General features: G+C 41.5%; 25 protein-coding genes. 13 read left to right on the top strand and 12 right to left on the bottom strand.

All coding sequences use genetic code 11. The annotated features are described in order from the left end of the window. The first annotated feature begins 3 nt into the window (after nucleotides 1–3). Entirely contained in the window at nucleotides 4–573 is a 570-nt protein-coding gene (locus tag H6G77_RS07675) for a TMEM175 family protein (protein ID WP_190590258.1), read from the top strand. 147 nt (nucleotides 574–720) lie between these two features. Here H6G77_RS07675 and H6G77_RS07680 read toward each other — a convergent pair whose 3' ends face one another. From H6G77_RS07680 to H6G77_RS07690, 3 genes are all read right to left on the bottom strand, one after another. After that, entirely contained in the window at nucleotides 721–1,113 is a 393-nt protein-coding gene (locus H6G77_RS07680) for a hypothetical protein (RefSeq protein ID WP_190590259.1), read from the bottom strand. Between the two features lie 170 nt (nucleotides 1,114–1,283). Next, entirely contained in the window at nucleotides 1,284–1,547 is a 264-nt protein-coding gene (locus tag H6G77_RS07685) for a CopG family transcriptional regulator (RefSeq protein ID WP_190590260.1), read from the bottom strand. A gap of 5 nt (nucleotides 1,548–1,552) precedes the next feature. Further along, nucleotides 1,553–2,143, bottom strand: a complete 591-nt coding sequence (locus H6G77_RS07690) for a ParA family protein (RefSeq protein WP_190590261.1) — start codon at nucleotides 2,141–2,143, stop codon at nucleotides 1,553–1,555. Nucleotides 2,144–2,944: 801 nt separating this feature from the next. Between H6G77_RS07690 and H6G77_RS07695 the strand changes: the two genes are divergently transcribed. Next, a complete protein-coding gene (locus tag H6G77_RS07695) occupies nucleotides 2,945–4,615 on the top strand; it encodes an MBL fold metallo-hydrolase (RefSeq protein ID WP_190590262.1) in 1,671 nt (556 codons plus the stop codon). A gap of 50 nt (nucleotides 4,616–4,665) precedes the next feature. Here H6G77_RS07695 and H6G77_RS07700 read toward each other — a convergent pair whose 3' ends face one another. From H6G77_RS07700 to H6G77_RS07710, 3 genes are all read right to left on the bottom strand, one after another. Further along, the gene (locus tag H6G77_RS07700) at nucleotides 4,666–4,977 is read right to left on the bottom strand and encodes a DUF6679 family protein (RefSeq protein ID WP_190590263.1); all 312 of its coding nucleotides are present in this window, start codon (nucleotides 4,975–4,977) and stop codon (nucleotides 4,666–4,668) included. A gap of 167 nt (nucleotides 4,978–5,144) precedes the next feature. Then, complete coding sequence (locus H6G77_RS07705) at nucleotides 5,145–5,330, bottom strand: hypothetical protein (protein ID WP_190590264.1); 186 nt, start codon at nucleotides 5,328–5,330, stop codon at nucleotides 5,145–5,147. 223 nt (nucleotides 5,331–5,553) lie between these two features. Further along, on the bottom strand, nucleotides 5,554–5,769 hold the full coding sequence (locus H6G77_RS07710; RefSeq protein ID WP_190590265.1) for a hypothetical protein: 216 nt from the start codon (nucleotides 5,767–5,769) through the stop codon (nucleotides 5,554–5,556). Between the two features lie 536 nt (nucleotides 5,770–6,305). Between H6G77_RS07710 and bchI the strand changes: the two genes are divergently transcribed. Both bchI and H6G77_RS07720 read left to right on the top strand, forming a co-directional pair. After that, on the top strand, nucleotides 6,306–7,430 hold the full coding sequence (gene bchI / locus H6G77_RS07715) for a magnesium chelatase ATPase subunit I (RefSeq protein ID WP_190590266.1): 1,125 nt from the start codon (nucleotides 6,306–6,308) through the stop codon (nucleotides 7,428–7,430). Nucleotides 7,431–7,533: 103 nt separating this feature from the next. Further along, nucleotides 7,534–7,785 (top strand): hypothetical protein, encoded by a 252-nt coding sequence (locus H6G77_RS07720; RefSeq protein ID WP_313933925.1) that lies wholly within the window; start codon nucleotides 7,534–7,536, stop codon nucleotides 7,783–7,785. Nucleotides 7,786–7,979: 194 nt separating this feature from the next. Here H6G77_RS07720 and H6G77_RS07725 read toward each other — a convergent pair whose 3' ends face one another. Next, nucleotides 7,980–8,795: a fasciclin domain-containing protein gene (locus H6G77_RS07725; protein WP_190871255.1), complete on the bottom strand. Its 816-nt coding sequence runs from the start codon at nucleotides 8,793–8,795 to the stop codon at nucleotides 7,980–7,982. A gap of 426 nt (nucleotides 8,796–9,221) precedes the next feature. Between H6G77_RS07725 and H6G77_RS07730 the strand changes: the two genes are divergently transcribed. The 5 genes from H6G77_RS07730 (at nucleotide 9,222) to H6G77_RS07750 (ending at nucleotide 14,367) form a co-directional block, all read left to right on the top strand. Beyond that, on the top strand, nucleotides 9,222–10,013 hold the full coding sequence (locus H6G77_RS07730) for a glutathione S-transferase family protein (protein ID WP_190590269.1): 792 nt from the start codon (nucleotides 9,222–9,224) through the stop codon (nucleotides 10,011–10,013). 109 nt (nucleotides 10,014–10,122) lie between these two features. Next, nucleotides 10,123–11,859 (top strand): ATP-binding protein, encoded by a 1,737-nt coding sequence (locus H6G77_RS07735; protein ID WP_190669039.1) that lies wholly within the window; start codon nucleotides 10,123–10,125, stop codon nucleotides 11,857–11,859. A 674-nt stretch (nucleotides 11,860–12,533) separates the two neighbouring features. Further along, the gene (locus H6G77_RS07740) at nucleotides 12,534–13,517 is read left to right on the top strand and encodes an RNA polymerase sigma factor, RpoD/SigA family (protein ID WP_190590271.1); all 984 of its coding nucleotides are present in this window, start codon (nucleotides 12,534–12,536) and stop codon (nucleotides 13,515–13,517) included. Nucleotides 13,518–13,627: 110 nt separating this feature from the next. Further along, nucleotides 13,628–14,044: a XisH family protein gene (locus tag H6G77_RS07745; RefSeq protein WP_190590272.1), complete on the top strand. Its 417-nt coding sequence runs from the start codon at nucleotides 13,628–13,630 to the stop codon at nucleotides 14,042–14,044. Next, nucleotides 14,032–14,367 carry a XisI protein gene (locus H6G77_RS07750; protein ID WP_190590273.1) on the top strand — a complete coding sequence of 112 codons (336 nt, stop codon included), beginning with the start codon at nucleotides 14,032–14,034 and terminating at the stop codon, nucleotides 14,365–14,367. The genes H6G77_RS07745 and H6G77_RS07750 overlap by 13 nt, the downstream gene beginning before the upstream one ends. Before the next feature lie 35 nt (nucleotides 14,368–14,402). Here H6G77_RS07750 and H6G77_RS07755 read toward each other — a convergent pair whose 3' ends face one another. Then, nucleotides 14,403–15,098, bottom strand: a complete 696-nt coding sequence (locus H6G77_RS07755; protein ID WP_190871256.1) for a Uma2 family endonuclease — start codon at nucleotides 15,096–15,098, stop codon at nucleotides 14,403–14,405. A 521-nt stretch (nucleotides 15,099–15,619) separates the two neighbouring features. Here H6G77_RS07755 and H6G77_RS07760 point away from each other — a divergent pair. Beyond that, on the top strand, nucleotides 15,620–16,336 hold the full coding sequence (locus H6G77_RS07760; protein WP_190590275.1) for a hypothetical protein: 717 nt from the start codon (nucleotides 15,620–15,622) through the stop codon (nucleotides 16,334–16,336). Between the two features lie 61 nt (nucleotides 16,337–16,397). On the opposite strand, the gene cobO is transcribed toward H6G77_RS07760, so the two are convergent. After that, nucleotides 16,398–17,093 (bottom strand): cob(I)yrinic acid a,c-diamide adenosyltransferase, encoded by a 696-nt coding sequence (gene cobO / locus H6G77_RS07765; protein ID WP_190590276.1) that lies wholly within the window; start codon nucleotides 17,091–17,093, stop codon nucleotides 16,398–16,400. A 563-nt stretch (nucleotides 17,094–17,656) separates the two neighbouring features. Here cobO and H6G77_RS35610 point away from each other — a divergent pair. Continuing rightward, a complete protein-coding gene (locus tag H6G77_RS35610) occupies nucleotides 17,657–17,797 on the top strand; it encodes a macro domain-containing protein (RefSeq protein WP_313954488.1) in 141 nt (46 codons plus the stop codon). Nucleotides 17,798–17,935: 138 nt separating this feature from the next. Then, complete coding sequence (speY, locus tag H6G77_RS07775; RefSeq protein ID WP_190590277.1) at nucleotides 17,936–19,102, top strand: homospermidine biosynthesis protein; 1,167 nt, start codon at nucleotides 17,936–17,938, stop codon at nucleotides 19,100–19,102. A gap of 450 nt (nucleotides 19,103–19,552) precedes the next feature. Here speY and H6G77_RS07780 read toward each other — a convergent pair whose 3' ends face one another. Together H6G77_RS07780 and H6G77_RS07785 are read right to left on the bottom strand one after the other, a co-directional pair. Next, nucleotides 19,553–20,455 carry an aminoglycoside phosphotransferase family protein gene (locus H6G77_RS07780; RefSeq protein ID WP_190590278.1) on the bottom strand — a complete coding sequence of 301 codons (903 nt, stop codon included), beginning with the start codon at nucleotides 20,453–20,455 and terminating at the stop codon, nucleotides 19,553–19,555. 149 nt (nucleotides 20,456–20,604) lie between these two features. After that, nucleotides 20,605–20,976, bottom strand: coding sequence for a hypothetical protein (locus H6G77_RS07785; protein ID WP_190590279.1), 372 nt, complete (start codon nucleotides 20,974–20,976; stop codon nucleotides 20,605–20,607). Between the two features lie 259 nt (nucleotides 20,977–21,235). On the opposite strand from H6G77_RS07785, the gene H6G77_RS07790 reads away from it, so the two are divergent. Continuing rightward, nucleotides 21,236–22,186: an RpoD/SigA family RNA polymerase sigma factor gene (locus H6G77_RS07790; RefSeq protein ID WP_190590280.1), complete on the top strand. Its 951-nt coding sequence runs from the start codon at nucleotides 21,236–21,238 to the stop codon at nucleotides 22,184–22,186. A gap of 487 nt (nucleotides 22,187–22,673) precedes the next feature. Here H6G77_RS07790 and H6G77_RS07795 read toward each other — a convergent pair whose 3' ends face one another. Then, entirely contained in the window at nucleotides 22,674–23,498 is an 825-nt protein-coding gene (locus tag H6G77_RS07795) for a fatty acid desaturase (protein ID WP_190871442.1), read from the bottom strand. Between the last annotated feature and the right edge of the window lie 59 nt (nucleotides 23,499–23,557).

Genomic DNA, 23,557 nt, shown 5'->3' on the forward strand with positions numbered 1-23,557 from the left:
CCGATGGGAAAAGGGCGATTAGAAGCATTTAGCGATGGTGTAATCGCAATCATCATCACTATTATGGTGTTGGAGTTAAAAGTGCCTCATGGGGCTGAAATAGGCGCACTCCGTCCACTAATTCCAATATTTCTTAGCTACCTCTTAAGTTTCGTCAACGTCGGTATCTATTGGAACAACCACCATCACTTACTACAGGCCGTTAGACAAGTGAACGGTCGGACATTATGGGCTAACTTGCATTTGTTGTTCTGGTTATCTTTAATACCCTTTGCTACAGCTTGGATGGGAGAAAACTTTACAAACTTGCCAGTTGCCCTTTATGGTGTAGTTCTTTTCATGGCTGCGATCGCTTATTTTATTCTCACCCGCGCCTTAATTTCTCATCACGGTAAAGATTCAACACTCGCAACCGCCGTTGGAAGAGATTGGAAAGGCAAACTATCCTTGTTGATTTATGCGGTTGCAATTCTTCTATCCTTTGTCAACTCTTGGTTCGGCTGTGCATTATATGTTCTGGTTGCCATTATCTGGCTAATACCTGACCGCAGAATTGAAAAAGCTTTGAGATAGTGATTTAGTTGTTGGAGATTGATTAGTGAACCTAGAATCACAATTAGAAGCAGCTTGGTTGCGAGTAACTAAACACTTTTCGCATTACAAGCATCTTGGTTGATGTTTGTAGAGTCAGTACACTGTTTAAAATTCTCAGGATGTACATCAAAATTTGATAAACACAAATGTAGAAGCCGCAAGAGATGAAATCATAAAACCCCAACTAATAGCTGAGAAACGACGTATAGCATTAGATTTAAATACAGAAATTGCCGCAGTTACAAAACCGCCCAAAAAGCAAATTAAAAAAGTTTTAGACCAAACAATAATCGCCAGTAGTTGAATATCATAAGTTGGGCTGGGAGTAGGTTTATTGAGTGAGATATCCAAGAAGGTTAAATACAGAAGAATTGCAGGGATAAAAACTGCGCTAATAATAGCAATATTTCGGTATCCTGGCACATGACGACAACTAATAAATGAGATTAAAACCGAGGACAATCCTACAAAAACTACAACAGCCCAAACGATTAAAATCAATAATAAGATCATTCCCATAAAGAATCTCGCTCAATTAAGAATATATACTTACAAGTAACTCATCATCAAGCCAGATATTATACTCTATGTTCGGCGAAATGGCTGCGCTGTCAGCATTAGCCGAACAGTATGGGAAGTAAGGGTTGTGGATACATACACCCTTACACAAACCCTTGATTTTTCGCCACTTAACCAGATTGAGTTAACAGCCATTGTTCAATTAATTCCGTCACAATATCACTCATTTGCCGTTCTTGAGAGACTGCGGCGGCTTTGAGTTGGCGGTGTAATTGTTTAGGCAAATAAATAGTTGTACGGGTATAATCTGGGTCTGTACTTTTAGTAGGAGATGTTGGTTTATCGTCAACATTTGGCAATTTATCTCTGAGTTGACGACTACGGGCAGCATCAATTAAATCATCAAACCGACTAGTCTTTTTCTTGTTATTCATTTTAATTATTTCAATATTTCTTTTCCGGCTTCAGCGTAACACCGCCAAGCAATTTGAGCGTAAGGATCTTTCACAGCATTTACAGGAACTCCTTCTAAAGCTGCACGTTGAAATACAGCCAGTCGCCGGATTCCTGCTTGAAATATAGGTAAACCAGCACTTAATAAGGTTGTTCTCGCTTCTTCGCCTGCTTTATTCGGTAATGGTGGAATCAAGGTGAGCAAAATTCGGTAGTTGGTTTTGAGTTTTTGCAATGACTCTACCATTTGTAAGGTTGCGGCTAGTGCGATCGCATCGGGAGTTGTTGGTATAACTAATAAATCACAACCTTTCGCTAGGGTTTTTAATTCATCTGCATCCGGTTTGGCTGGGGTATCTATTACTATATGTTCATAAAGTTTAGCCAAACTCACTGCTTGCGCTTCATCTGCAACTTTAAACGGTAAACAACCCCGGTTAGACCAATCTAAAGCACTACGGTTTAAATCTCCATCTACCAATAGTGTGTCAGCTTTGTTTTGCAAGTATGTAGCTAAATGCAACGCTGTTGTTGATTTACCTACCCCTCCTTTAAATGCGGCTACGGTGATGATCATTTTATTTACCTGCCAAGATTTTACACAATTCAAACATTTAAACATCTGAATAGCAAAATGTCTAAACATTTAGATGCTTAGTAGATAAGATATTTGTATATAAAATATTAATATACTAACCAAAAGTACATAAACTATTAGACATCAAAATTATATAAGTAAAGTGAGAGATAAAAGTATTTATAATTACCAGTGGTTGTTATATGTTAAAATAGTACAAAAGTACTTTTGCAGTAATAAAATCTGCTCAGGTTAATAGATGGACAGGTGTACCGAAACGTTTTAGAATTTGTCTCATAAGAGTAAATCTACTTACTGCACCATCAACCCCAGCATAGTAAAGATTTTCTAGTGATTCTGCTTGTCTGTAGAATCATTCTATTAAGATAGGAAAGTCTTTTATAGAGGGTAGTAGACAATGGATGTCAAACTAATCCTGGCTGGATTAACAGTAGTGTTTAGTGTTGCGTGCCTATTTTTTGGTACGAAAAATGGATTTTATGATTCAGAGAACTATCATGGCAATGGCTCTGCACATTAACTAGCAGTCATAAACGAAAAAGAAACCGGAGACTGATGAGTAATCTTGTTACTCAGCACTCAGAACTTTTTCTATGTAAATCATGCCTAACTTTTGCAAACCAATCTAGGTTTGTCAAAGGCGTTCTCTCCAATCAAAAATCCTTAATTTCAGGGTATATGGGCGCAGTCCAAAACTTAGCCCTGTGTCACAAAAGCAAAATCTCCAAAACTCAAGCTTTTGCGATGGGTCAAAGGTGATTAGGTTGGAGGGGGGAAAGCATGAGGGATAATCTGTCGGCATCCTCTCGCTTTGATACTGAGGAAACAAATGTTGAATTAAACTGTTTTCCTTATAGTGTCCAGCATAATGATGAGGGTGTATGTTTACTGGTCAAAATGGGGCCGCATCGCATTCTGCTAGATTGTGGAATGGAGGATATTGCGTCACTGCAAAAGGGGTTAACCAAGTCACCACGGCGAGGAAGTTCACCCTTACCCGCAGATGTTGTATTGATCAGTCATGCTCACCCAGATCATGCTAGAGGTGTGTTGGCATTACATAAAGCTTTCCCGCTTTTACCCATATATGCCAGTGAAGTCACTACAAAATTATTGCCATTAAACTGGCCAGAACAAAACCTCAAAGATACTCCCCAATTGTGTCATGCGCTGCCGTTGCGATCGCCCGTAGAATTGCAAGAAGGTTTAGTCGTAGAGTTATTTCCCGCCGGACACTTACCGGGGGCTGTAGCAATTTTACTCACCTACACCACCGAACATCGCGCTTATAAAGTACTTTACACAGGTGACTTTTTCCTCTCCAATTCCCGCTTAGTTGAAGGTTTGCGCTTAGAAGAACTGCGGGGATTAGATGTGAATGTGTTAATCATTGAAGGTACTTACGGGACATCACGTCATCCCCACCGCCGCAACCAAGAAAACCAACTAGCGGAAAGAATTAATCGCGCCATAGCAGACTCTCACACTGTACTTCTCCCCACACCCGCATTAGGTTTAGGACAAGAACTATTAATGCTACTGCGGAGTCATCATCACTTCACTGGGCGAGATTTAGACATTTGGGTAGATGGTACTGTAGCTCAAGGTTGCGATGCTTATTTAGAACTCTTACCTTATCTTCCTCCCTCTGTGCAGAACTTTGCCCGCCATCAACCCTTATTTTGGGATGAACGGGTACGTCCGCGAGTCCGGCGCTTGCAACCAGAACAACGCGCTGTTGTGGGGAAGTCACCCTGTATTGTGCTTACAGACTCCAATACTGATTTAAGTGAATATTGTCAACCCAATACAGGCCCTTGGCTGATTCTGGTACCAGAAAAAATTGATATAAAAATTAACAAACAAAACTTAACTTCTACCACTGCGGAAAGTTACTTGCTGGCTCAACATAGTGATGGCCCTGGTACAACTCAGTTAATTCACAACTTGCGCCCCCAGCATGTCTTATTCGTTCATGGTTCAGCAGCTTACTTAGCTGATCTCACAAGCTTAGAGGAATTGCAAAACCGCTATCACGTCCACTCACCAGCAGCTAACACCTTAGTAGAACTACCAATTGGGGAAACATTTGTTCAACCAGCCGCACCTGAAACGAACTACGAAGGTGAACTGACAGAATTAGCCACAGTCATCACCATTACTTTACCCGAAGCGATTACCGAAGACCCGCGTTGGCGGGAGTTTGCCGATACAGGCTTAATTGAAGCGCGTTGGCAAGGAGAAGAAATTGTCTTACGTGGATTATCCCAAAGAGAATTACTAAATCAAAGTGGCGATCGCTATACTTTATCAGATATTGATTGCTGTGGTACCTGCCGACATCAAAGGGGACAGCGTTGTTGGAACCCTGTCTCACCCTTATATAACTTTAAAGTCACCCTGGAAGGTTACTGTCCCGCTTTTGAACGCCCATCAACAACCGAGTCCTGAGTCAAGAGAAATTAATCTCTTTCACCCAGGACTTAGGACTGTGCTTTTGGTTAATCAGGGTTGGAGTCGGTAAAACGATTACGGATGCGTTCAGCTTCAGGACAATCTTCAGTTAAGAGAGGTTCGACATTACCCCTTGGTACGGAAGCTAACTTTTGAGTGACAGCGCCAATACTTTCGAGGCGAACCATTTCTTCCCAAGAACAAACTTCGTCTTCCTCATCCGTTTCATAGCGTAGCGTCACCAAATCTCCCTCTATGTCGATGATGCGGGCTCGTTCGATCCAGCGTTGCTGGTCCCGCAAGAAAACACATACCTCCCGCCCATCGCAACACAGTTGATAAATCTTGCGGTGTAGCATGTACTGCTTCTGCCTTTTTAAACAACGTACGTTAAACCTGAAAAAATTTGGGTGTTACCCCAAGAGTTTACATCCCTAGAAAAAGTGAGTGTCACGGTTAAGAATGTAGTGCCTTTAATGACCATCTAGGTAAATTTTAGGTCATAAACCAGTAGCTACTGCACCCGTTAAACACAATCTCCTTCAGGGTTGTAAGAGAGAATGTCTACTTCAGAGAAGTCACACAATCCGGGATTTGTCCTAACCAGTTTAATAGCTGCTGGTGAGTCTTTCCTATCATTATGTAATAATAAATACTCCAAAACAAGCGGTGATTGCGGTTGTTTAAGTTGCCTACTTGTAGTCATGGGCATTACTAGGAAGTCTGGGGAATCTGCTGTACTTTTACCCCTGTGTATTTGATCTTAACTCATTATTTTGCTTGCCTTCATGGTTTTCAACAACAACATCTTAATGAGTTTTAAATTTTTAGGTTGTTACCGGGGAAATTCCATACTATGAAATGGGGTGTTAGGGTGTCTGGGTAGAGAGGTGTAAGGGTTTTGCTTACCTACATTATTCCTCAAACCCCTCGTTTTAATTGGATTTGTACTGGGTAAGAAATTCTATCAGTCGCGCTGAAGAACCTTCTCGCTTGATTTTACCTGCTTGAACCGCATCATATAGGTCTGCCAACACTAACAAGTCTTCAGACTGATAGCATTTAGTCGCTAGGACTTGATGGAGCAGACCCTCCGATTCAACACTAAGATATCCAGTTTGAAAAGCAGATTCCACGAGTGCGCGAATCATTGTAATTAGGGCATCATCAGCAACTTAATATATCTAGTGTGGAATATTTCGCGTTCAGATTGATTGATATCACACCGTAGATGCTTGTGATTTTAGTTACACAAAAACTGTGATTTAAGTCACATTTTGTTGTGATCACAGTAATTTCCGATAATAAAACTATCAGTACAAACCCCAACTGACAAAATCATTGACTTCGCGCTTTGAGAATAATTTAAATATTATTACGTAGTTGAAAAAATACCGATATTTACTTAAGAAGACTTACGTACAAGGATTGTCTATCACTCCCGATTCCCTATTCCCGAATTTCTCACGTATGGGTAGCGGGTGTGGAGAGAGAGGGGAGTGTGGGGAGTGTGGGGAGAGAGGGGAAAGATTTCTTCACCATCCTCCCACACCTCCCACCCCTCCCACACTTCCCACCCCTCCCACACCCCTGGATTTCTCACAAGAGAGAAATCCAGGCTATTCCCCCCGCCCCCAACTGTGGCACAATAAAGAACTGTAATAAAAAAAGTTATTAAGGTAATTTAGTGACTCCAACTGCTCAATCCACGGCAAGTGCGCGTCGCGTGGTATTTCCATTTACGGCAATTGTGGGCCAGGAAGAAATGAAACTGGCGCTGCTGTTGAACGTGATTGATCCCAAAATCGGTGGTGTCATGATTATGGGCGATCGCGGTACCGGCAAGACAACTACTATCCGGGCATTAGCGGATTTGTTGCCAGAAATCCCTGTAGTTGCTAATGACCCCTTCAATAGTCACCCCAGCGACCCCGACTTGATGAGCGATGAAGTCCGCCAAACAGTAGCACAGGGTGGGGAAGTTCCTGTAGACCATAGAAAGGTACAAATGATTGACCTGCCTTTGGGCGCTACAGAAGACCGGGTATGCGGTACTATCGACATCGAGAAAGCTTTGTCTGAGGGTGTGAAAGCTTTTGAACCAGGACTATTGGCAAAAGCGAATCGCGGTATTCTCTACGTGGATGAGGTCAACTTGCTTGATGACCACCTCGTAGACGTGTTACTCGACTCGGCGGCTAGTGGCTGGAACACCGTAGAACGGGAAGGTATTTCCATCCGTCACCCAGCGCGGTTTGTGCTTGTCGGTTCGGGAAACCCGGAAGAAGGCGAATTACGTCCCCAGTTACTCGACCGTTTTGGAATGCACGCCGAAATTCACACGGTGAAAGAACCAGCCTTGCGGGTGCAAATTGTCGAACAACGCTCGGAATTTGACCAAAACCCGCCAGCATTTTTGGCACAGCACAAAACTGAGCAAGAAGCACTGCAACAAAAAGTAGTCAATGCTCAAACGCTGTTACCAGAAGTCAAAATTGACTATGATTTGCGGGTGAAAATTTCGGAAGTTTGTTCAGAGTTAGATGTGGATGGTTTGCGGGGTGATATTGTTACCAACCGTGCAGCCAAAGCATTAACCGCCTTTGAAGGACGTACAGAAGTCACCCTTGATGATATCCGCCGGGTGATTACTTTGTGTCTGCGTCACAGGTTGCGGAAAGATCCTCTAGAATCGATTGATTCTGGCTACAAAGTCGAAAAAGTTTTTGCTCGCGTTTTTGGCGTAGAGTTGCCAGAAGAAGATTCTGCAAAGAAAAACGGCACAGGACAAATTAAAACGGGTGTGCGCTAGTTTTCCCCGAAAATAAACAGTAGGGGCGTGTAGCACCGCGCCCTGAAATTTATTTGCTTGATTGAGTATGAGATTTTGGCGCTTTTGCTTCAACAGTGTATTTTTGTCTAGTCAATACGAACCAGCCCGATTTATCGAGTTTGTCATGCTAGTGCTGACGTTATTACTGCTCGGTATTTGGGGGTTTACCCAAGAATTACCTTATATGCTCCTATGCCTGAGTTATGCCATTGGAGCAGCTATATCTATGTTAGTCCGAGAAGCGATCGCACCCTCACCAGAAGCCCAAGTTTCTCGCTTCACCGCTTTATTATTACTGTTAATCAGCCTCTACTGTTTCTTAGATTTTCTCTAATTTTTGACCTAAGTTATAGCAGTAGCCAAGTTGTTTAGGACATTGTAAATAATCAAACTTAGATACCACAAAGCTTTTAACCCGCGATCGCGCCAGAATGGACAGAAAACAATGTATAAGGTGTGAGGTGGAAAAGTGTACTTTCTACACCCCACACCCTTATACCCTTACACCCAGTCTTAACGCCCTGGAAACTACAAGCTAGGTGGTAAAATCACAGTGTCGATGACATGAATTACACCGTTGCTGCCTTGAATATCTGGCTGAGTAACTTTGCCATCATTGACTACTACCCCATCGGCATCAACTTTCACTGCAATGGGATCTCCTTGCAGACTGGTAACTTGACCAGATTTTAAATCAGAAGACAATACCTTGCCCGCTACAACATGGTAAGTCAAGATTTTCACCAGCACTTCTTTATTTTCCGGCTTCAACAAGTCGTTTAAAGCCTCCTTGGGCAATTTGGCAAAGGCTTCATCAGTAGGAGCAAAAATGGTGAAAGGCCCTGCACCTTGCAGAGTATCTATCAATCCAGCCGCTTTTAAAGCTGCGGTCAGGGTTTTAAAAGAACTGCTCGATTCCGCTAATGCTACAACTGTTTTATTAGAATCGCTGGTTTCATTGGTGGAAGATGGCGCTGGTGTTTCTGTTGCAGGTGTTTCTGCTGGTGGTGTGACGGGGGCTGCTTCAGTCCGACTACCACGGTTATAAGGAGGCTCATCAAAAATGCTAGGACGGGGATTTAGCCCTCTGTTTGTAGGTGTTTGAGCAATTACAGTTTTGGGACGAGTGTTGTTTTTATCTGTAGCGATCGCAGGCTGAACTGGTGTATAACTAGCATTTGCCTGTATCCGTTGACTGCGATTGTAAGGAGCTTCGCTAAAAATGCTGGGGCTGGGGTTTAGCACTTCTTTAGCTTGTGATGGTAAAGTAACAAGGAAACTCATCCCTGCTAATCCTGCCATACTTGCTATATTCGTCAATAACTTGCTGTAATTCCCCTTCATAAATTTTGTTTGTTTTGATTTCACACAGTTTACATAAAGACTTATATCACTTTGCCACCCAAAAAATCTAACTTGAAAAGGAAGATTTTTAAGATAAATTTTATTTTTTGTACTATTAAACTGTGAGCAAATAAATATATTAATAGCAAAAGTGGCAAATTTGCAAATCATTTAGGAACAATTATAGATATTTCATTTCTATAAGCAGTCGGGGAACTGATACAGAATAACTTATCTAATTTAGCAAAATAGCTCACTCCGAAAAATATTGACCAAGACAATTTAAAATTACCTCAAAATCTATTAGCCAAAATTACCACTTATAGCCATATTTCCGGGATAGATTTTATTTTAACTTGCCAAATTTTCGAGAAGTGAAGATAAAATTAGAGAGTTATTTTCTCACTCAGTAATCAGGGATATAATATGCTGGAATTATACCAATGGGAACTGTCACAATACTCAGAAAAAGTGCGGTTAATTCTCGATTACAAAGGTTTAGAATACCGGAAAATTGAAGTCACACCCGGTATTGGACAGATAGAATTATTTCGCCTCACTGGTCAAAGGCAAGTGCCAGTATTAAAGGATGGTAATCGATATATTGTTGATTCTACAGAAATAGCGAAGTATGTAGACGCAAAATATCCAGAACGCCCACTCATACCACAAAATCCCAAGCAAAAAGCTTTAACCTTATTAATTGAAGAATGGGCAGATGAATCAATCGGGATTAAAGGTAGAAAAGCTCTTTTTGCTGCGATTAGTCAGGATCAAAATTTTCGCAAATCCTTATTACCCACATCCACACCAGATATATTCCGTAGTTTAGTTGAAGGCGTACCCAGCGATATTTTGACTGTCTTGGGTTTGGGTGTAGGATATAGCCCAGATGTAGTGAAAGGGGCGATCGCTGATTTAAAACAAGACCTAGAAGCACTAACTTTATTATTGACAGATAGTCCTTATCTCACAGGAGATGAACCAACTTTAGCTGACTTAGCCGTGGCTGGGTTATCAATATTATTGAAGTTTCCCGAAGGCGCTTATCTAGATTTACCAGCTAGTTTAAGAGGTCAAGGCGTGCCAACCATAGCAAATAACCCCGATTATCAATTATTCTTTGAATGGCGCGATCGCCTGTATGCTCAATTTCGTAAGCCATTAATCGGTGCTTCTCCCGCAGGTTCAGCACCAACTTCGATTCAAATTGATTAGTGCTGAAATCAGTTAACAGCAAACAGTGAACAGTTATCAAGTGTATGTAACCGATAACTGATAACTGTTGACTGATAACCGATAACTGATAACTGATAACTGATAACTGATGAATGACAAATTGGTAAAACCATTAGGTTCGGTAATCCAAGGCTCACTAACTGGTGGATTAGAAGTAAGACTACACCCGGATATTTCTGTAGAAGATATGCGGGTGGGTAAGTTTTTAGTTGTCCAAGGGATGCGATCGCGGTTTTTCTGTATGCTGACAGATGTATCCCTCGGCACAGCTAACGCCCGGATTATTGCTAATCCGCCCAGTTGGGAAGATACTTTTTTACGAGATGTCTTAGCCGGAAGCGGTACTTATGGAACCATCGCCTTAGCGCCGATGTTGATGTTTACCCCCGAATCTAATGAGTCTTTTTCTTCCACTAACGGCAAATCTGCAAATCCTTTTGTCCCATCAACTACGGGTTTGGCTTCATTTCAACCCCAAACTAGTACAACGATGGAATTACTTCCAGTCAAAACTATTCCCAGTCACTTTAGCCAAGTTTTCGACGCGAGTGAAGAAGATTTTCGCCGCGTCTTTGGTTGGGAAGATGACATCCAAAGAAAGAATTTTGCCATTGGTAAACCATTAGATATGGATGTACCTGTGTGCATTGATTTAAATCGGTTTGTTGAACGCAGTAACGGCGTTTTTGGTAAGTCCGGTACAGGTAAATCCTTTCTCACCCGCTTGCTGTTGGCTGGGGTGATTCGCAAAAACGCGGCGGTAAACTTGATTTTTGATATGCACTCAGAATACGGTTGGGAAGCCGTCGCCGAAGGTAAAAATGTCAATACTGTTAAAGGTTTAAAGCAATTATTTCCGGGGAAAGTGGAAGTTTACACCCTTGATCCTGAATCAACTAAGCGGCGGGGTGTGCGCGATTCTCAGGAACTATATCTTAGTTATGAACAAATCGAAGTTGAAGATATTAAATTATGTAGTCGTGATTTAGGACTGTCAGAAGCCGCGTTAGACAATGCCAATATTCTCTACAGCGAATTCAACAAAGCTTGGATTGTGCAACTGCTGAACATGACGAACGAAGAAATCGAAATGTTCTGCGAAGAAAAGCGGGGACACAAAGGCTCGATTATGGCCTTGCAACGCAAACTCTTGCGCCTAGACGGTTTGAAGTATATGCGGGCAGTTTGCCCCCACAACTACATTAATAAAATCTTACAATCTTTAGAGGCTGGCAAGAATGTCGTGGTAGAATTTGGTTCCCAGTCAAACATGCTCTCTTATATGTTGGTGACAAATATGATCACCAGACGTATACATGAGCATTATGTCCGCAAAGCTGATAAATTCTTGCAAAGCAAAAACCCCAACGATCGCCCCACACCTTTGATGATTACCATTGAAGAAGCGCATCGTTTTCTTGACCCGGCAATTGTCCAAAGTACCATCTTCGGCACGATCGCGCGGGAACTGCGAAAATATTTCGTAACGTTGCTAGTAGTTGATCAACGACCGTCAGGGATAGATAATGAAGTTATGTCCCAGATTGGTACTCGAATCACAGCCTTACTCAACGACGAAAAAGACATCGATGCCATTTTTACGGGTGTATCTGGCGCAGGTGGACTGCGATCGGTACTGGCGAAATTAGACTCAAAACAACAAGCCTTGATTTTAGGTCATGCCGTTCCCATGCCAGTAGTTGTGCGTACTCGTCCTTACGATGCTACTTTCTATGCCGAAATCGGCGATCCGGCTTGGGAAGAAAAGCCAGACGCAGAAGTATTCGCCGCAGCAGAACTAGCTAAAGCTGATTTGGGATTTTAAATTGTCCTTTGTCTTTCGTCCTTTGTTCAAGATGATTGTGAACCAATGACAAATGACTAATGACCATTGACCAATTCGTAACATCCCTCCAAAAATATGCCCAGAGAGTTCGGTTTTCTCCCTAACGATAGGCAACATGAGAGGGGATTTTGCCGTCACTATAGGTATAGTAAGCACTCTAAGGAAGTTTAAATTTTTTTTGTAATTAACTACTTTTGGATTATAGTTTTCTCCTTCTGTAGACTACTTTACTATCCGCCTGATTTGTCCTAAGATAAAAGCAAGTAAAACTCATACCGACTTCGGATTTACCAGTAGCCGAGCGCAACTGAAGATAAAGAAGAATTCTTGAAAACAACCCAATGTGCTTTTAAAAAGACCTAACAATTTAGGGAGGGTAGGGGGAACCTATCTCAAACACTCATCTTCTGGAATCTCAAGTATGTGAACTGAATTATTCTTATATAGCCGTTCATCAGTTATGGAAGCCAGAACGAGGGAGCAGCACCTCGACTTCGCTCGGCGACCGCAAGTAGAGGAGCAGAGGGAACAAATTTCTAAATCAGCCATCCCTAGAAACCACCTGATTTCGGTTTTTATAGATAGCCTTTCCTAATTAATTTTTCTAGTTATTAAAGATTCATTGTGTTTACGGAGTAGAGGACAACGCACCAATGCCTACTGTTAACACCCAAACTGAAAACCTGAACACCAAATTCACGGCTGATATGGTGCGAACCTATCTGCGGGAAATTGGTCGTGTACCACTGCTAACCCGTGAGCAAGAAATTGTCTTTGGGAAGCAGGTGCAACAAATGATGACACTAGTCGAAGCAAAAGAAGCTTTGGCGAAGAAATTGCACCGCGAACCGAGTTTACCAGAATGGGCGAACCATGTTAAACAATCAGAAACCGAAGTCAAACAAACGGTAGCTCAAGGTAAACGCGCCAAGCAAAAAATGATTGAGGCGAACTTGCGCTTAGTTGTCGCGATCGCCAAGAAATACCAAAAGCGTAACATGGAATTTCTCGATTTAATCCAAGAAGGAACACTTGGGTTAGAAAGAGGAGTAGAGAAATTTGACCCGATGCGGGGATATAAATTCTCAACCTACGCTTACTGGTGGATTCGCCAAGCAATTACCCGTGCGATCGCTCAACAAGGCCGCACCATTCGCTTACCGATTCACATTACCGAAAAACTGAACAAAATCAAAAAAGTGCAGCGCGAATTAGCCCAAACCTTGGGGCGTTCTCCTACACCCGCCGAAATCGCCAAAGAACTGGAATTAGAACCAGCCCAAATTCGGGAATATCTGAATATGGCACGTCAACCAGTTTCTTTAGATGTGCGCGTCGGTGACAACCAAGACACCGAACTGCAAGAAATGTTGGAAGATGATGGGCCATCCCCAGAATATTACACCACCCAAGAATTCTTGCGCCAAGACCTCAACACCTTGTTAGCTGAACTCACACCCCAACAACGGGAAGTTGTAGCCCTACGCTTTGGTTTAGAGGATGGTAACGAACTATCCTTGGCGAAAGTTGGTGAAAGATTAAATCTTAGCCGCGAACGTGTTCGTCAACTCGAACACCAAGCCTTAGCTCATCTGCGCCGCCGCCGCGCCAACGTTAAAGAATACGTTGCTAGTTAATAATTAAATAACGGTGATGCGCCTCCTGAATTCAGGGGGCGATTTTTTGTGTCAAAATAGAGTGCGATATTTGTATTATTATTTGGATAAAATCACTATATTTTAAGTTAATGGCTGCTAAAGACATTTTTCATGACGCGGTTAAGAAAGGGTTAGAAAAAGAAGAATGGATAATTACGAATGACCCTCTCAAAATTGAAGTCGGTGATGTTGAAATGTATATTGACTTGGGGGCAGAACAAGTTTTAGCTGCTGAAAGAGCAGGAGAAAAAATAGCAGTTGAAATTAAAAGTTTTATCGGCGCATCAAATATGTATGATTTTCATTTAGCGATTGGTCAATTCCTTAATTATCATCTTGCGTTAGAACAAAAAGAGCCAGATAGAATTTTATATTTGGCTGTACCATTAGGAGTTTATCAAGCTTTTTTTCAGTTACAGTTTATCAAAACGGTTATTCAACGTTATCAACTTAAATTAATAATTTATGATCCAATTCAGGAGGTAATTGTAGAATGGAAAAGCTAGAGCAATATCAGAAATATGTTCAACAAGCCATAACAGAATATGCCAATCTAGATTCAGCCAAAGATGAAATCGAACAGCAATTAATTTTTGATACCGTTCGCAACCACTATCAATTGATGTATGTTGGGTGGAAAAATAGACGACGGCAGCATGGCTGTGTGTTACATATTGATATCAAAAATGACAAAATTTGGATACAGCATGACGGTACTGAGATTGGCATTGCTAATGAATTAGTTAATTTAGGAGTGCCGAAAGAAGATATTGTATTAGCATTTCATGAACCATTGGTGAGGCAGTATACAGGTTTTGGCGTTGGTTAAATTGAGCCTTAAGTTTACACGTAATACTCAAAATTTTAGTTTGGATGCTCACTAGATAATTTCTCTACAAAACTCTGATGTTCAGGAGTCGATAAACCTTGCTGTAAAGTGGCTAATACTTGAGCTAAGTCTCCTGATAATAATGCTGACTTTGCTAACCATAACCCTGGAAAGACTAGAGAGCAAATTACATCATAAGAATTTAGTGCAAGTTGAAGATACTCACCCTCATTTAATCTAAACCAATCAAGTTGGCGATCGTAAACTCGCCAAACTAAATATTCTTGTACTTGATTGCGGCGATAGACTTTCAGTTTTTCATGCAAATCATAAGAAGCACTAGAAGCAGCAATCTCCACAATTAATTCTGGCGCACCTTCCACATAATCATCTTCGGTAATGCGTGACTGTCCACCTTGTTCGATTCTCAGTAACGCATCTGGTTGAGGTTCATTATCCGCATCTAATAAAACAGTGCTGTTATCAGCAAAACCTACGCCTGGTGTGGCTGCTTTATAAACTCCTAACCAAGCCATAATGTAGGCATGGGGTTCTCCATGACTTTTGATTCTTAATGGGGATGCCACGTAAACAACTCCTTCGATTAATTCTGCTTTTTTGAGATGCGGCATAGCATGGTAGCGACGCTCAAATTCAGCACGGGTGAGCCTATCGCCATTTTCTAAAGGTGGAGTTGTCAACAGTTCAGCAGTGTTGTCAGCAGATATCATAATAAACCGTTTCTCAGTTGTGTGCAGTACACATTTTAAGGTGAGAGAGGCTAGAGACTGGAGGCTAGAAAAATGTACCTCATTCAGATGAAATATGCTCTAAATAATTATCCTTAGCCTCTAACCTCTAGCCCCTACCCTAACCTCTACTTTTCACCCGACAAATCAAATTTTTATCGTTTGCGGAATGCAGAGCTTGGCTGTTGTAGCTAATTATAGTTAAATCAATCGGCGAGCAAAATATCAATATTTGTAAAGGAGAAGCTCTCAAAAATCATCGAAAGATTGCATTTCAGATTTACATCACCCGATTGGGTGATTCTGTTGGGTGAAGAGTCATTTATTTAAGTAATGATAATGTGAAATTATCGTCAAATATTCTAAAAAGCTTCTTTTTTTGACGAGTTTTTATTTTGAGACATTTAAATCAAACCATCGACGGAACCTTGAACGATAGACAATTGGTTATGGTTTAAGTGAGTCGTAGAGGAGACAGTTAATTTCGTAACAGGAGTGGTCGGGTGCTTAACAATATTTCTAAATTCTTATCCCCTCGGCAGTTAACAATTTCTATTGTTGGCTTAGTTTTAACCGTTGGTGTTGTTAGTGAGCAGACTAAACCTGTATTCAGCAAACAGTTACAAAATGTAACAAGTTCCGCCTCTTTGAATGGTGATTTTTCTAGATTAACAAATCATCACTATGTTAGTTCTGATAATTCTTTGTTGTCGCGGTTGAGAGAAATTCGGGAACAGCGTAGTCAACAGCAAACAGTAGCTTTTGAGCGTGAAACTATAGAGTCTGAATCTAGAGATATATCCCCAAGACACTATCAAAAAGCTGGCAAAGAAGCCGGAGTAATGACTAGAGGAAATATTCCCACAACAGATGGGGTATATCTTTATGGACAATCACCAACACCAAACCAAATCGGTCAAGGTTATATCGTTTTTCAGAAACGGCAAGGTAAAGTAGTTGGTGCTTTATATATGCCTAGTTCTGAGTTTAGTTGTTTTCAAGGCACAATTGATAAATCTGGTGAGTTAGCAATGACTGTCAATGGCTCTCCAGATGATGTCAGTACATCAGATGTGGCTACAACTAGTACAATTCCATCGGTTTCTGATGATGAATTCAATAATTATGCTTACTCTGTAGCATTACAAGATTATCATCCTATTCAATCTATTAGTTCTGGCGATCGCCGCATTCTACAGATGTGTCAAAATGCAATATAAAAGTATGAAGTCTGAAATCTCTGATGTCATAAACATTTCAGACTTCAGGTTTCACACTGAATTAAAATTCGATTCCGGGTTGAGCTTTTACGCCTTGGTCACGGAAGGGATGTTTAACTAATGTCATTTCTGTTACTAAGTCTGCACGTTCAATTAACGCTGCGGGTGCGCCTCTCCCTGTGAGAATTACGTGTTTATGAGGCGGTTTCTCTGCTAAACCTGCTAAAACTTCTTCTATTTGTAAATAAGCCATTTTTAAAGCAATATTAATTTCATCCAACAGTACCAGATGAAAGTCTGGGTTGCGGATATATTCTAAAGATTTTTCCCAAGCTGCTTGCGCTTTTTCGAGGTCGCGATCGCGGTCTTGAGTTTCCCAGGTAAAACCTTCACCCATTGCGTGAAACTCAATTTGGTCTTCCCAATCACTGAACACCCGTTTTTCCGAGGGTTCCCACGCGCCTTTGATGAATTGGACGATCGCCACTTTATAGCCATGACCAAGCGATCGCATCACCATTCCTAACGCCGCAGTGGTTTTGCCTTTACCGTTACCAGTATGGACAATAATTAACCCCTTCTCTGGGACAGCTTGCGCTATCCGCCGATCTTGGATTTCTTTCCGGCGCTGCATTTTTTGGCGATACTGCTCATCAGTCAGCTTAAAATCATTATTTATGGATGAGGACATTACTTCATCAATTAAGCGTTCGATTTCTTTATCTGATTCTAATTCTTCTGGTGTATCTTTACTCATCAGCATTTTATCAAAGTAACTACTTGGCGGATAAGGGAGACAAGGGAGACAAGGGGACAAGGGAGAGAGATGTTGATAAATGATTTACGATTGCTATACAAGACTTTACTGATAGAATAAGGCGCAGAGATTTTATCTAAAATGACAGTAAGCTTATAATTTATTTGACAATAACGCTTTAAAATTTACTACAATTATTAGTCATAGAAGTCTAATTTTAGGGCTATTATCAATAATTCAATAGTTTTATTAAAGCATTTTTAATATAAAGTTTTGTAGTAACTTTGACGAGAGTTATAGAGCAGTCCTAAATCATTCGTGAACCAAAAGATCCCCGACTTCTTGAAGAAGTCGGGGATCTGAGCATCTCGATTTTCACAAGTCAAATACGATTGCTATATTCTCCACTTTCTTAAGAATTTGGGTGATTGTTATTAATACCAAATCGATATGAAGAAGCATATAACTAGCCTGCGTATGCAGGCTTTGTTTGTATAGCCCCAGGCTTCCAGTCTGAGGGGTTTAATAGTTTAGCTTTAGCAGCACAATACCAAGTTAAAACTATTGCGTTTCCGGCTATTAGTACAGGTGTTTATGGATTCCCGATGGAACCTGCTTGTAAAATTGCGATCGCAACAGTCAAACTCCCTAGAACAAGTGATTTTCGTCTGTTTTGGGCAAAGTGCATTCGATTTATACACTAAGACGATGCCAGAATTTGCTGAAAACAGGTGACAGGTGATAGGTGACAGGTTACAGAGTGAAAAGTCGTGTAATTTCCGCACTGACTTGGTTGTTGCTATAACATTAGATTCGGCGCGTTTACTGTTCGGGAGTGCAAAATGTCAAAACAGCGTGGTCAAAAAATCGCACCTACACCCATACCATCTAATATTGGGGTAGTTGATTTAATCAATAATTACTTCACAGCATATAACTCAGCACGTTTGCGGGAGGTTTGTCAACTGCTGAGTAAAGATGTATTTCAAGATGGGGTGACGGTGGGAGTCAGTCTTTCTGGTGCGATGACACCAGCCGGATTTGGGGTTTCTGCATTATCACCCCTAATTCGTAACGGTTTCATTGACTGGATGATTAGCACTGGGGCGAATTTATACCATGATATGCACTATGGCTTAGGTTTTGAGCTATTTGCAGGTAATCCATTTGTGGATGATGTCAAACTGCGGGAAGAAGGTACAATCCGCATTTATGACATTGTATTTGGCTACGATGTATTGTTAGAAACTGATGCTTTTATTCGCAAGATTTTGCAAGCCGAACCTTTCCAAAAGCGGATGGGAACAGCAGAGTTTCATTATCTTTTAGGTAAGTATGTCCGGGAAGTGGAAAAGCAATTGGGTGTACAGCATTCTTGTTTGCTGGCGACGGCTTACGAGTGTGGCGTACCAATTTACACTTCTTCCCCTGGAGATAGTTCCATTGGGATGAACGTAGCAGCGTTGGCGTTAGAAGGTTCGCAATTAATTTTAGATCCCGCCATTGATGTGAATGAGACAGCTGCGATCGCCTACAATGCGAGAGAAACAGATGGTAAAAGTGCGGCGGTGATTCTGGGTGGTGGTAGTCCCAAAAACTTCTTACTGCAAACTCAACCGCAAATTCATGAAGTACTAGGGTTAGAAGAACGCGGACATGATTTCTTTGTCCAGTTTACTGATGCGCGTCCTGATACTGGTGGTTTATCTGGGGCAACTCCATCGGAGGCGGTTAGCTGGGGTAAAATTGACCCAGAAGAGTTACCCAGCACAATTGTTTGTTATACCGATAGCACGATTGCTTTACCGTTAGTGACAGCATATACATTAAGTCAATGTTCACCTCGGCCGTTAAAACGGTTGTACGATCAACGGGAAACAATGTTAGCCACACTGCAAAAAGATTACCTCGCAGCTAAAAACCAACCATCTGACAAAGTACCTGCGGCTGTGGTTGGAGATGCAGCCCAAGGTGTTGCAACTTATCCTTGCGGTAGAGTGATTCAGTAGAAGCTAGAGGTTAGGGGTTAGAGGCTATCGTATTTGATTTGTGAAAATCGAAATGCTCAGATCCCCGACTTCTTCAAGAAGTCGGGGATCTTTTGGTTCACGAATGATTTAGGAATGCTATCTTTGGCGATCAATAGCAAAATATTCCGAAAAAACTGTATATAGGACTTACGCAAAAAAACGAAAAAATAATACCAAATTGAAGAATGATTGCGACAAATGAATTGCCCAAAAGCTTACCAGTAAAGCCTGTCTCAATCCAAAATCTGTCTTGAAAAGTTTGCTCAAGTCGGGGAACCCGCCCACGCAACTTTTCGCAAAATCTAAAATCCAAAATGGTATAAGGTTTTAGAACAGGGTGCAGGGGTATGAGGGTGTAAGTATTCAAAACCCTTACACCCTCACACCCAATCCCCACAGAAAATTTTGATGCGTAAGTCCTGGTATAAATTAAGCAATGGTAGAGAAGCGATCGCGCAACCAACGTAACCGAACTTCTAACCGTTGTAGACTCTCTGGATGTTGTTGTCCGATAATAAAATTCCACAACACACCTTGAAAAGTCCGCGCTTCGATAAACAAATCTAATATTTCTTGATCTATGGCTAGTCCATAACCATTTAAAGCTGCCGTTGCACGTTCTATCTCAGTGTCGAAAACATAGCTAGAAGCAATTAAACAAGCAATATCCCAAGCAATATGCCCAATAAAAGTATCTTCCCAATCTGTCCACAATACGCCGCCTGTTGTGTTCAGGACATTAGAAAAATTGGAGTCGCCATGAAGAGGTTGCATTGGTAACTGAAGCTGCTGAAATTGACTTTTGAGGTGATAATTAACCGCTTGCAACATTTCGCTATCTTTGAGGCTGAATGCGTTTTGAGATATGAGATTAGACAGCAGATTTTCACTCTCAGTTAACGGATCTAAAACTGTCAAATCACCTGCAAAGTTGACTAAAGCTTCATGGCATTCTCGCAAAGTTTTTCCCACAACAGTCGCATCTGGTAATTTATCTATTTCTTCGACAAATTCCCAAAAACTCAGAACTAACCCATTGTGCTGATGAGTCCCTGGGTGAATGAGGTTGCTGGGACTAACCACAGGTGCGCCTGCGGCGGCTAAATAGCTGGCTACGGCAATTTCTTTAGCAAACCACGTATCACCAAACCGCACTGTACCTGTTGTAGTGGCGATGCGTGCAACTACAGGCGCAGGGCGTAAATGAATGACTAAATTACTTCTGTCTTGCAGCACCACAGCTTCAGCAAATTTCAGCCCTTGTTGTTTGGCGACTGTACAAGCAGCATTAATGGCATTTTCCAGACGAGCTGTTTCTGGTGGACTAGTCATAATGGCGATCGCAAAAAACTTTAGCTAAGTAATTAAACTAAATTAATTACACACATTCTTTTCCTGTCACCTCTCTCCATGAATTTAATTTTGCGTAACAGCTATTTCATCTGGATAAAGTACATTTTTCCAGCCTCTAGCCTCTAGCCTTATTTCAGGATTTCGTCTAACAGGTTTCTTGCAGGTTGCGCCTTTGCTAGTGCAGTTTGATGATCACCATAAGCCCGAACTAAACGTACTAAACCGCTTACCCCTGTTTTGAGTAATTCTAGTTCTTCACCAGCCAATAATTCACCATCTAGCATTCGTTGGACTAAAGGCTTGATGTCGCCAACTTCTTGACGTACCTTTTGCAGTTTTTCCACACTGCTAAGTAAAGCTTTCAGCGAGTTGAGAATTTCATCAATATCTTGGCTACTTTCGGCTGGTGCGGGTGCATCTTGTACCGTGTCTGTATCCTCGGTATTGGTAACTACATCTTGAGTTGTGGTTTCGCCTTTAGCCCCGTTTGACTTTGCCATGAAGGTTTTCTCCAGAATTTTCCCCAGTCTATCGTTAAAACCCCTCATCTAGTAGCCTGCCCAGAGAATTTTGCTTTCCCCAATTCCCCCTGCACCCTGCACCCCTGCTGGATCTACACGCAATATTCGGTTGATGAACTACTACAGGCGCGATCGCAGCACAAAATGGCTTGTGCGAATTGGCATTTTTTCTGAGTCTATTTGATTTATACTTTTAGATTCGTCTGAAATTATCAAATAAGCACAGTTTGAAAGTTGTATGTCCAGCCTAAGTCCTGACATGGTACGCATTTATTTACGAGAGATTGGCCAGTTTCCTCTACTCACCTCAGACCAAGAAATCACTTATGGCAGGCAAGTACAGCAAATGATTGCCATTGAGGAGCAGAAACAAAAGCTGAGTGAACAATTAGATAGGGAACCTACGTTAGCAGAATTAGCTAATTTTGTCAACAAAAGCGAATCTGAAATCACTCAAATCCGCCATATTGGTCAACGTGCAAAGCAAAAAATGGTGACAGCAAACCTCCGACTGGTGGTTTCTATCGCCAAAAAATATCAGCGTCGCAACCTAGAGTTATTGGATTTAATTCAAGAAGGTGCAATTGGTTTGCAACGAGGGATAGAAAAATTCGACCCCAATCGTGGTTATAAATTGTCAACCTACGCTTACTGGTGGATTAGCCAAGCTATCACCAGAGCGATCGCAGAAAAATCCCGTACTGTTAGGCTACCAATTCACGTTAACGAAAAACTCAATCAAATCAAAAAAGTCCAGCGAGAACTGTTTCAAACTCTCGGTCGTCGTCCTTCCGTGGCAGAAATTGGTCAAAAATTGGACATCGAACCCAGCCAAATTCGAGAATATCTCAGTGCTGCTAGTTCGACAATTTCTTTAGATTTAAAAGTTGGTGATAACCAAGACACAGAACTCAGTGAACTTTTAAGTGATAATGGTATCTCTCCCAACGACCAAATTACCCAAGAAATGCTGCGTCAAGACTTGGATAACTGGTTATCATCACTGAAACCTGTACAACGTGAAGTATTAATTTTGCGTTTTGGACTGCTAGATAACCAAGAACGGAGTTTGGCACAAATTGGCGAAAAGCTCAATGTCAGCCGCGAACGTGTTCGTCAAATTCAGCAGCAAGCCATGAATGTTCTGCGTCGTCAACAACCAGAAATGGGGCAATATCTATCTTCTTGAGCAAGTGCTGAGTTTTAAGTGCTGAGTGCTGAGTGAGAAAAAAGGATACTCAGTTTTTGAGAATGTTACCCATTTTGGCTTTATAAGGTTCAGTTAAGACTCAAAACCAATTTTGGCGTAGTAACTATCTTGAAAATCAAGAAAACAAATTGTAGGGGTGAACGGCTGTTCACCCCTACGGTTGTATTTGTAAGAGTATGTTTTAAACGTCATAACTGATGTATCAAATATTTTTTACACCACCCTAACCCTGCTCTTGAAAAGGCTGTGGTGTATACACAAATCTGAGTTGAGTGCATCTATCCCGCCTCGGAATTAATTCCGAGTCTCACAGCACAAGTCCTCTGAAGAGGACTCAACTAAAAATTCATTAGTCCACTTGAGTGGACTTTGGCTATGAGCATGGAACTTTAGTTCCAGGCGGGATAAGGTTTCATACTACTGGCGTGCGAATTCCATTTGTCGGGGCTTGGTGCAACAATAGAATCTACTTTGGTGGTAAGTTGACATCTTGTGCCAAACGCAGGGTTTTCAACAATTTAATTGCCCACCAAGTCATATCAATTTCCCACCAGCGCCAACCACACCTAGCTATATGAGGATAAGCATGGTGATTGTTATGCCATCCCTCGCCATAGGTGAGAATCGCCGCCCACCAGAGATTACGCGAATTATCATTACACTCAAATGTGCGATATCCCCATAAATGCGTGACTGAGTTAATAAACCAAGTTGTATGCCACAAAATTACACATCTCAAAAACACACCATAGATGACAAATGACCAACCGCCGAGGGCATATAACAACAAGGCGACAGGAATTTGTAATATTAAAAAGTAGCGGTTGAGCCAACGGTAAAAACCATCTCGCGCCAAATCCGGTGCATATCTTCGGTAACAGTCATAATCAAAGAACTCTTTGTTGGGGTAGAAAATCCATAAAATATGACTCCACCAAAAACCTCTGCGGGCTGAGTAGGGATCTTTGTATTCATCTTCTGTGTGAGCATGGTGTAAACGATGTCCCGCTACCCAAAATATTGGCCCGCCTTGCAAAGATAGCGCCCCCAAAATTGCGATCGCATATTCCAACCACTTAGGCACACGCAAGCTACGATGGCTCAACATTCTGTGATATCCCAGGCAAACTCCAATACTGCCAAATAGCCAATGCAGCAACACCATTACACCCAACGCTGACCAAGAAAAAAACCACGGTGCTAACAATGCCAGAGCATGAATTATCGCAAAAAATGCGACAGTTAGCCAATCAAGACGTAATGATTGGGGATTATCTGACCAAGTTTTCATGGAATTAAATTTCACAAACACTCCTCATCCCAATTCAAAATTCAAAAAGTAAAATTTTT

This window comes from Aulosira sp. FACHB-615, assembly GCF_014698045.1.
In the GTDB taxonomy this organism is placed as follows: Bacteria; Cyanobacteriota; Cyanobacteriia; order Cyanobacteriales; family Nostocaceae; genus Nostoc_B.

Excerpts from the sequence above, each read along its gene's own strand:
- H6G77_RS07675 (WP_190590258.1), top strand. The coding sequence starts at position 4 with ATGGGAAAAGGGCGATTAGAAGCATTTAGCGATGGTGTAATCGCAATC.
- H6G77_RS07680 (WP_190590259.1), bottom strand. The coding sequence starts at position 1,113 with ATGGGAATGATCTTATTATTGATTTTAATCGTTTGGGCTGTTGTAGTT.
- H6G77_RS07685 (WP_190590260.1), bottom strand. The coding sequence starts at position 1,547 with ATGAATAACAAGAAAAAGACTAGTCGGTTTGATGATTTAATTGATGCT.
- H6G77_RS07690 (WP_190590261.1), bottom strand. The coding sequence starts at position 2,143 with ATGATCATCACCGTAGCCGCATTTAAAGGAGGGGTAGGTAAATCAACA.
- H6G77_RS07695 (WP_190590262.1), top strand. The coding sequence starts at position 2,945 with ATGAGGGATAATCTGTCGGCATCCTCTCGCTTTGATACTGAGGAAACA.
- H6G77_RS07700 (WP_190590263.1), bottom strand. The coding sequence starts at position 4,977 with ATGCTACACCGCAAGATTTATCAACTGTGTTGCGATGGGCGGGAGGTA.
- H6G77_RS07705 (WP_190590264.1), bottom strand. The coding sequence starts at position 5,330 with ATGCCCATGACTACAAGTAGGCAACTTAAACAACCGCAATCACCGCTT.
- H6G77_RS07710 (WP_190590265.1), bottom strand. The coding sequence starts at position 5,769 with ATGATTCGCGCACTCGTGGAATCTGCTTTTCAAACTGGATATCTTAGT.
- H6G77_RS07725 (WP_190871255.1), bottom strand. The coding sequence starts at position 8,795 with ATGAAGGGGAATTACAGCAAGTTATTGACGAATATAGCAAGTATGGCA.
- H6G77_RS07730 (WP_190590269.1), top strand. The coding sequence starts at position 9,222 with ATGCTGGAATTATACCAATGGGAACTGTCACAATACTCAGAAAAAGTG.
- H6G77_RS07735 (WP_190669039.1), top strand. The coding sequence starts at position 10,123 with ATGAATGACAAATTGGTAAAACCATTAGGTTCGGTAATCCAAGGCTCA.
- H6G77_RS07740 (WP_190590271.1), top strand. The coding sequence starts at position 12,534 with ATGCCTACTGTTAACACCCAAACTGAAAACCTGAACACCAAATTCACG.
- H6G77_RS07745 (WP_190590272.1), top strand. The coding sequence starts at position 13,628 with ATGGCTGCTAAAGACATTTTTCATGACGCGGTTAAGAAAGGGTTAGAA.
- H6G77_RS07750 (WP_190590273.1), top strand. The coding sequence starts at position 14,032 with ATGGAAAAGCTAGAGCAATATCAGAAATATGTTCAACAAGCCATAACA.
- H6G77_RS07755 (WP_190871256.1), bottom strand. The coding sequence starts at position 15,098 with ATGATATCTGCTGACAACACTGCTGAACTGTTGACAACTCCACCTTTA.
- cobO (WP_190590276.1), bottom strand. The coding sequence starts at position 17,093 with ATGAGTAAAGATACACCAGAAGAATTAGAATCAGATAAAGAAATCGAA.
- speY (WP_190590277.1), top strand. The coding sequence starts at position 17,936 with ATGTCAAAACAGCGTGGTCAAAAAATCGCACCTACACCCATACCATCT.
- H6G77_RS07780 (WP_190590278.1), bottom strand. The coding sequence starts at position 20,455 with ATGACTAGTCCACCAGAAACAGCTCGTCTGGAAAATGCCATTAATGCT.
- H6G77_RS07785 (WP_190590279.1), bottom strand. The coding sequence starts at position 20,976 with ATGGCAAAGTCAAACGGGGCTAAAGGCGAAACCACAACTCAAGATGTA.
- H6G77_RS07790 (WP_190590280.1), top strand. The coding sequence starts at position 21,236 with ATGTCCAGCCTAAGTCCTGACATGGTACGCATTTATTTACGAGAGATT.
- H6G77_RS07795 (WP_190871442.1), bottom strand. The coding sequence starts at position 23,498 with ATGAAAACTTGGTCAGATAATCCCCAATCATTACGTCTTGATTGGCTA.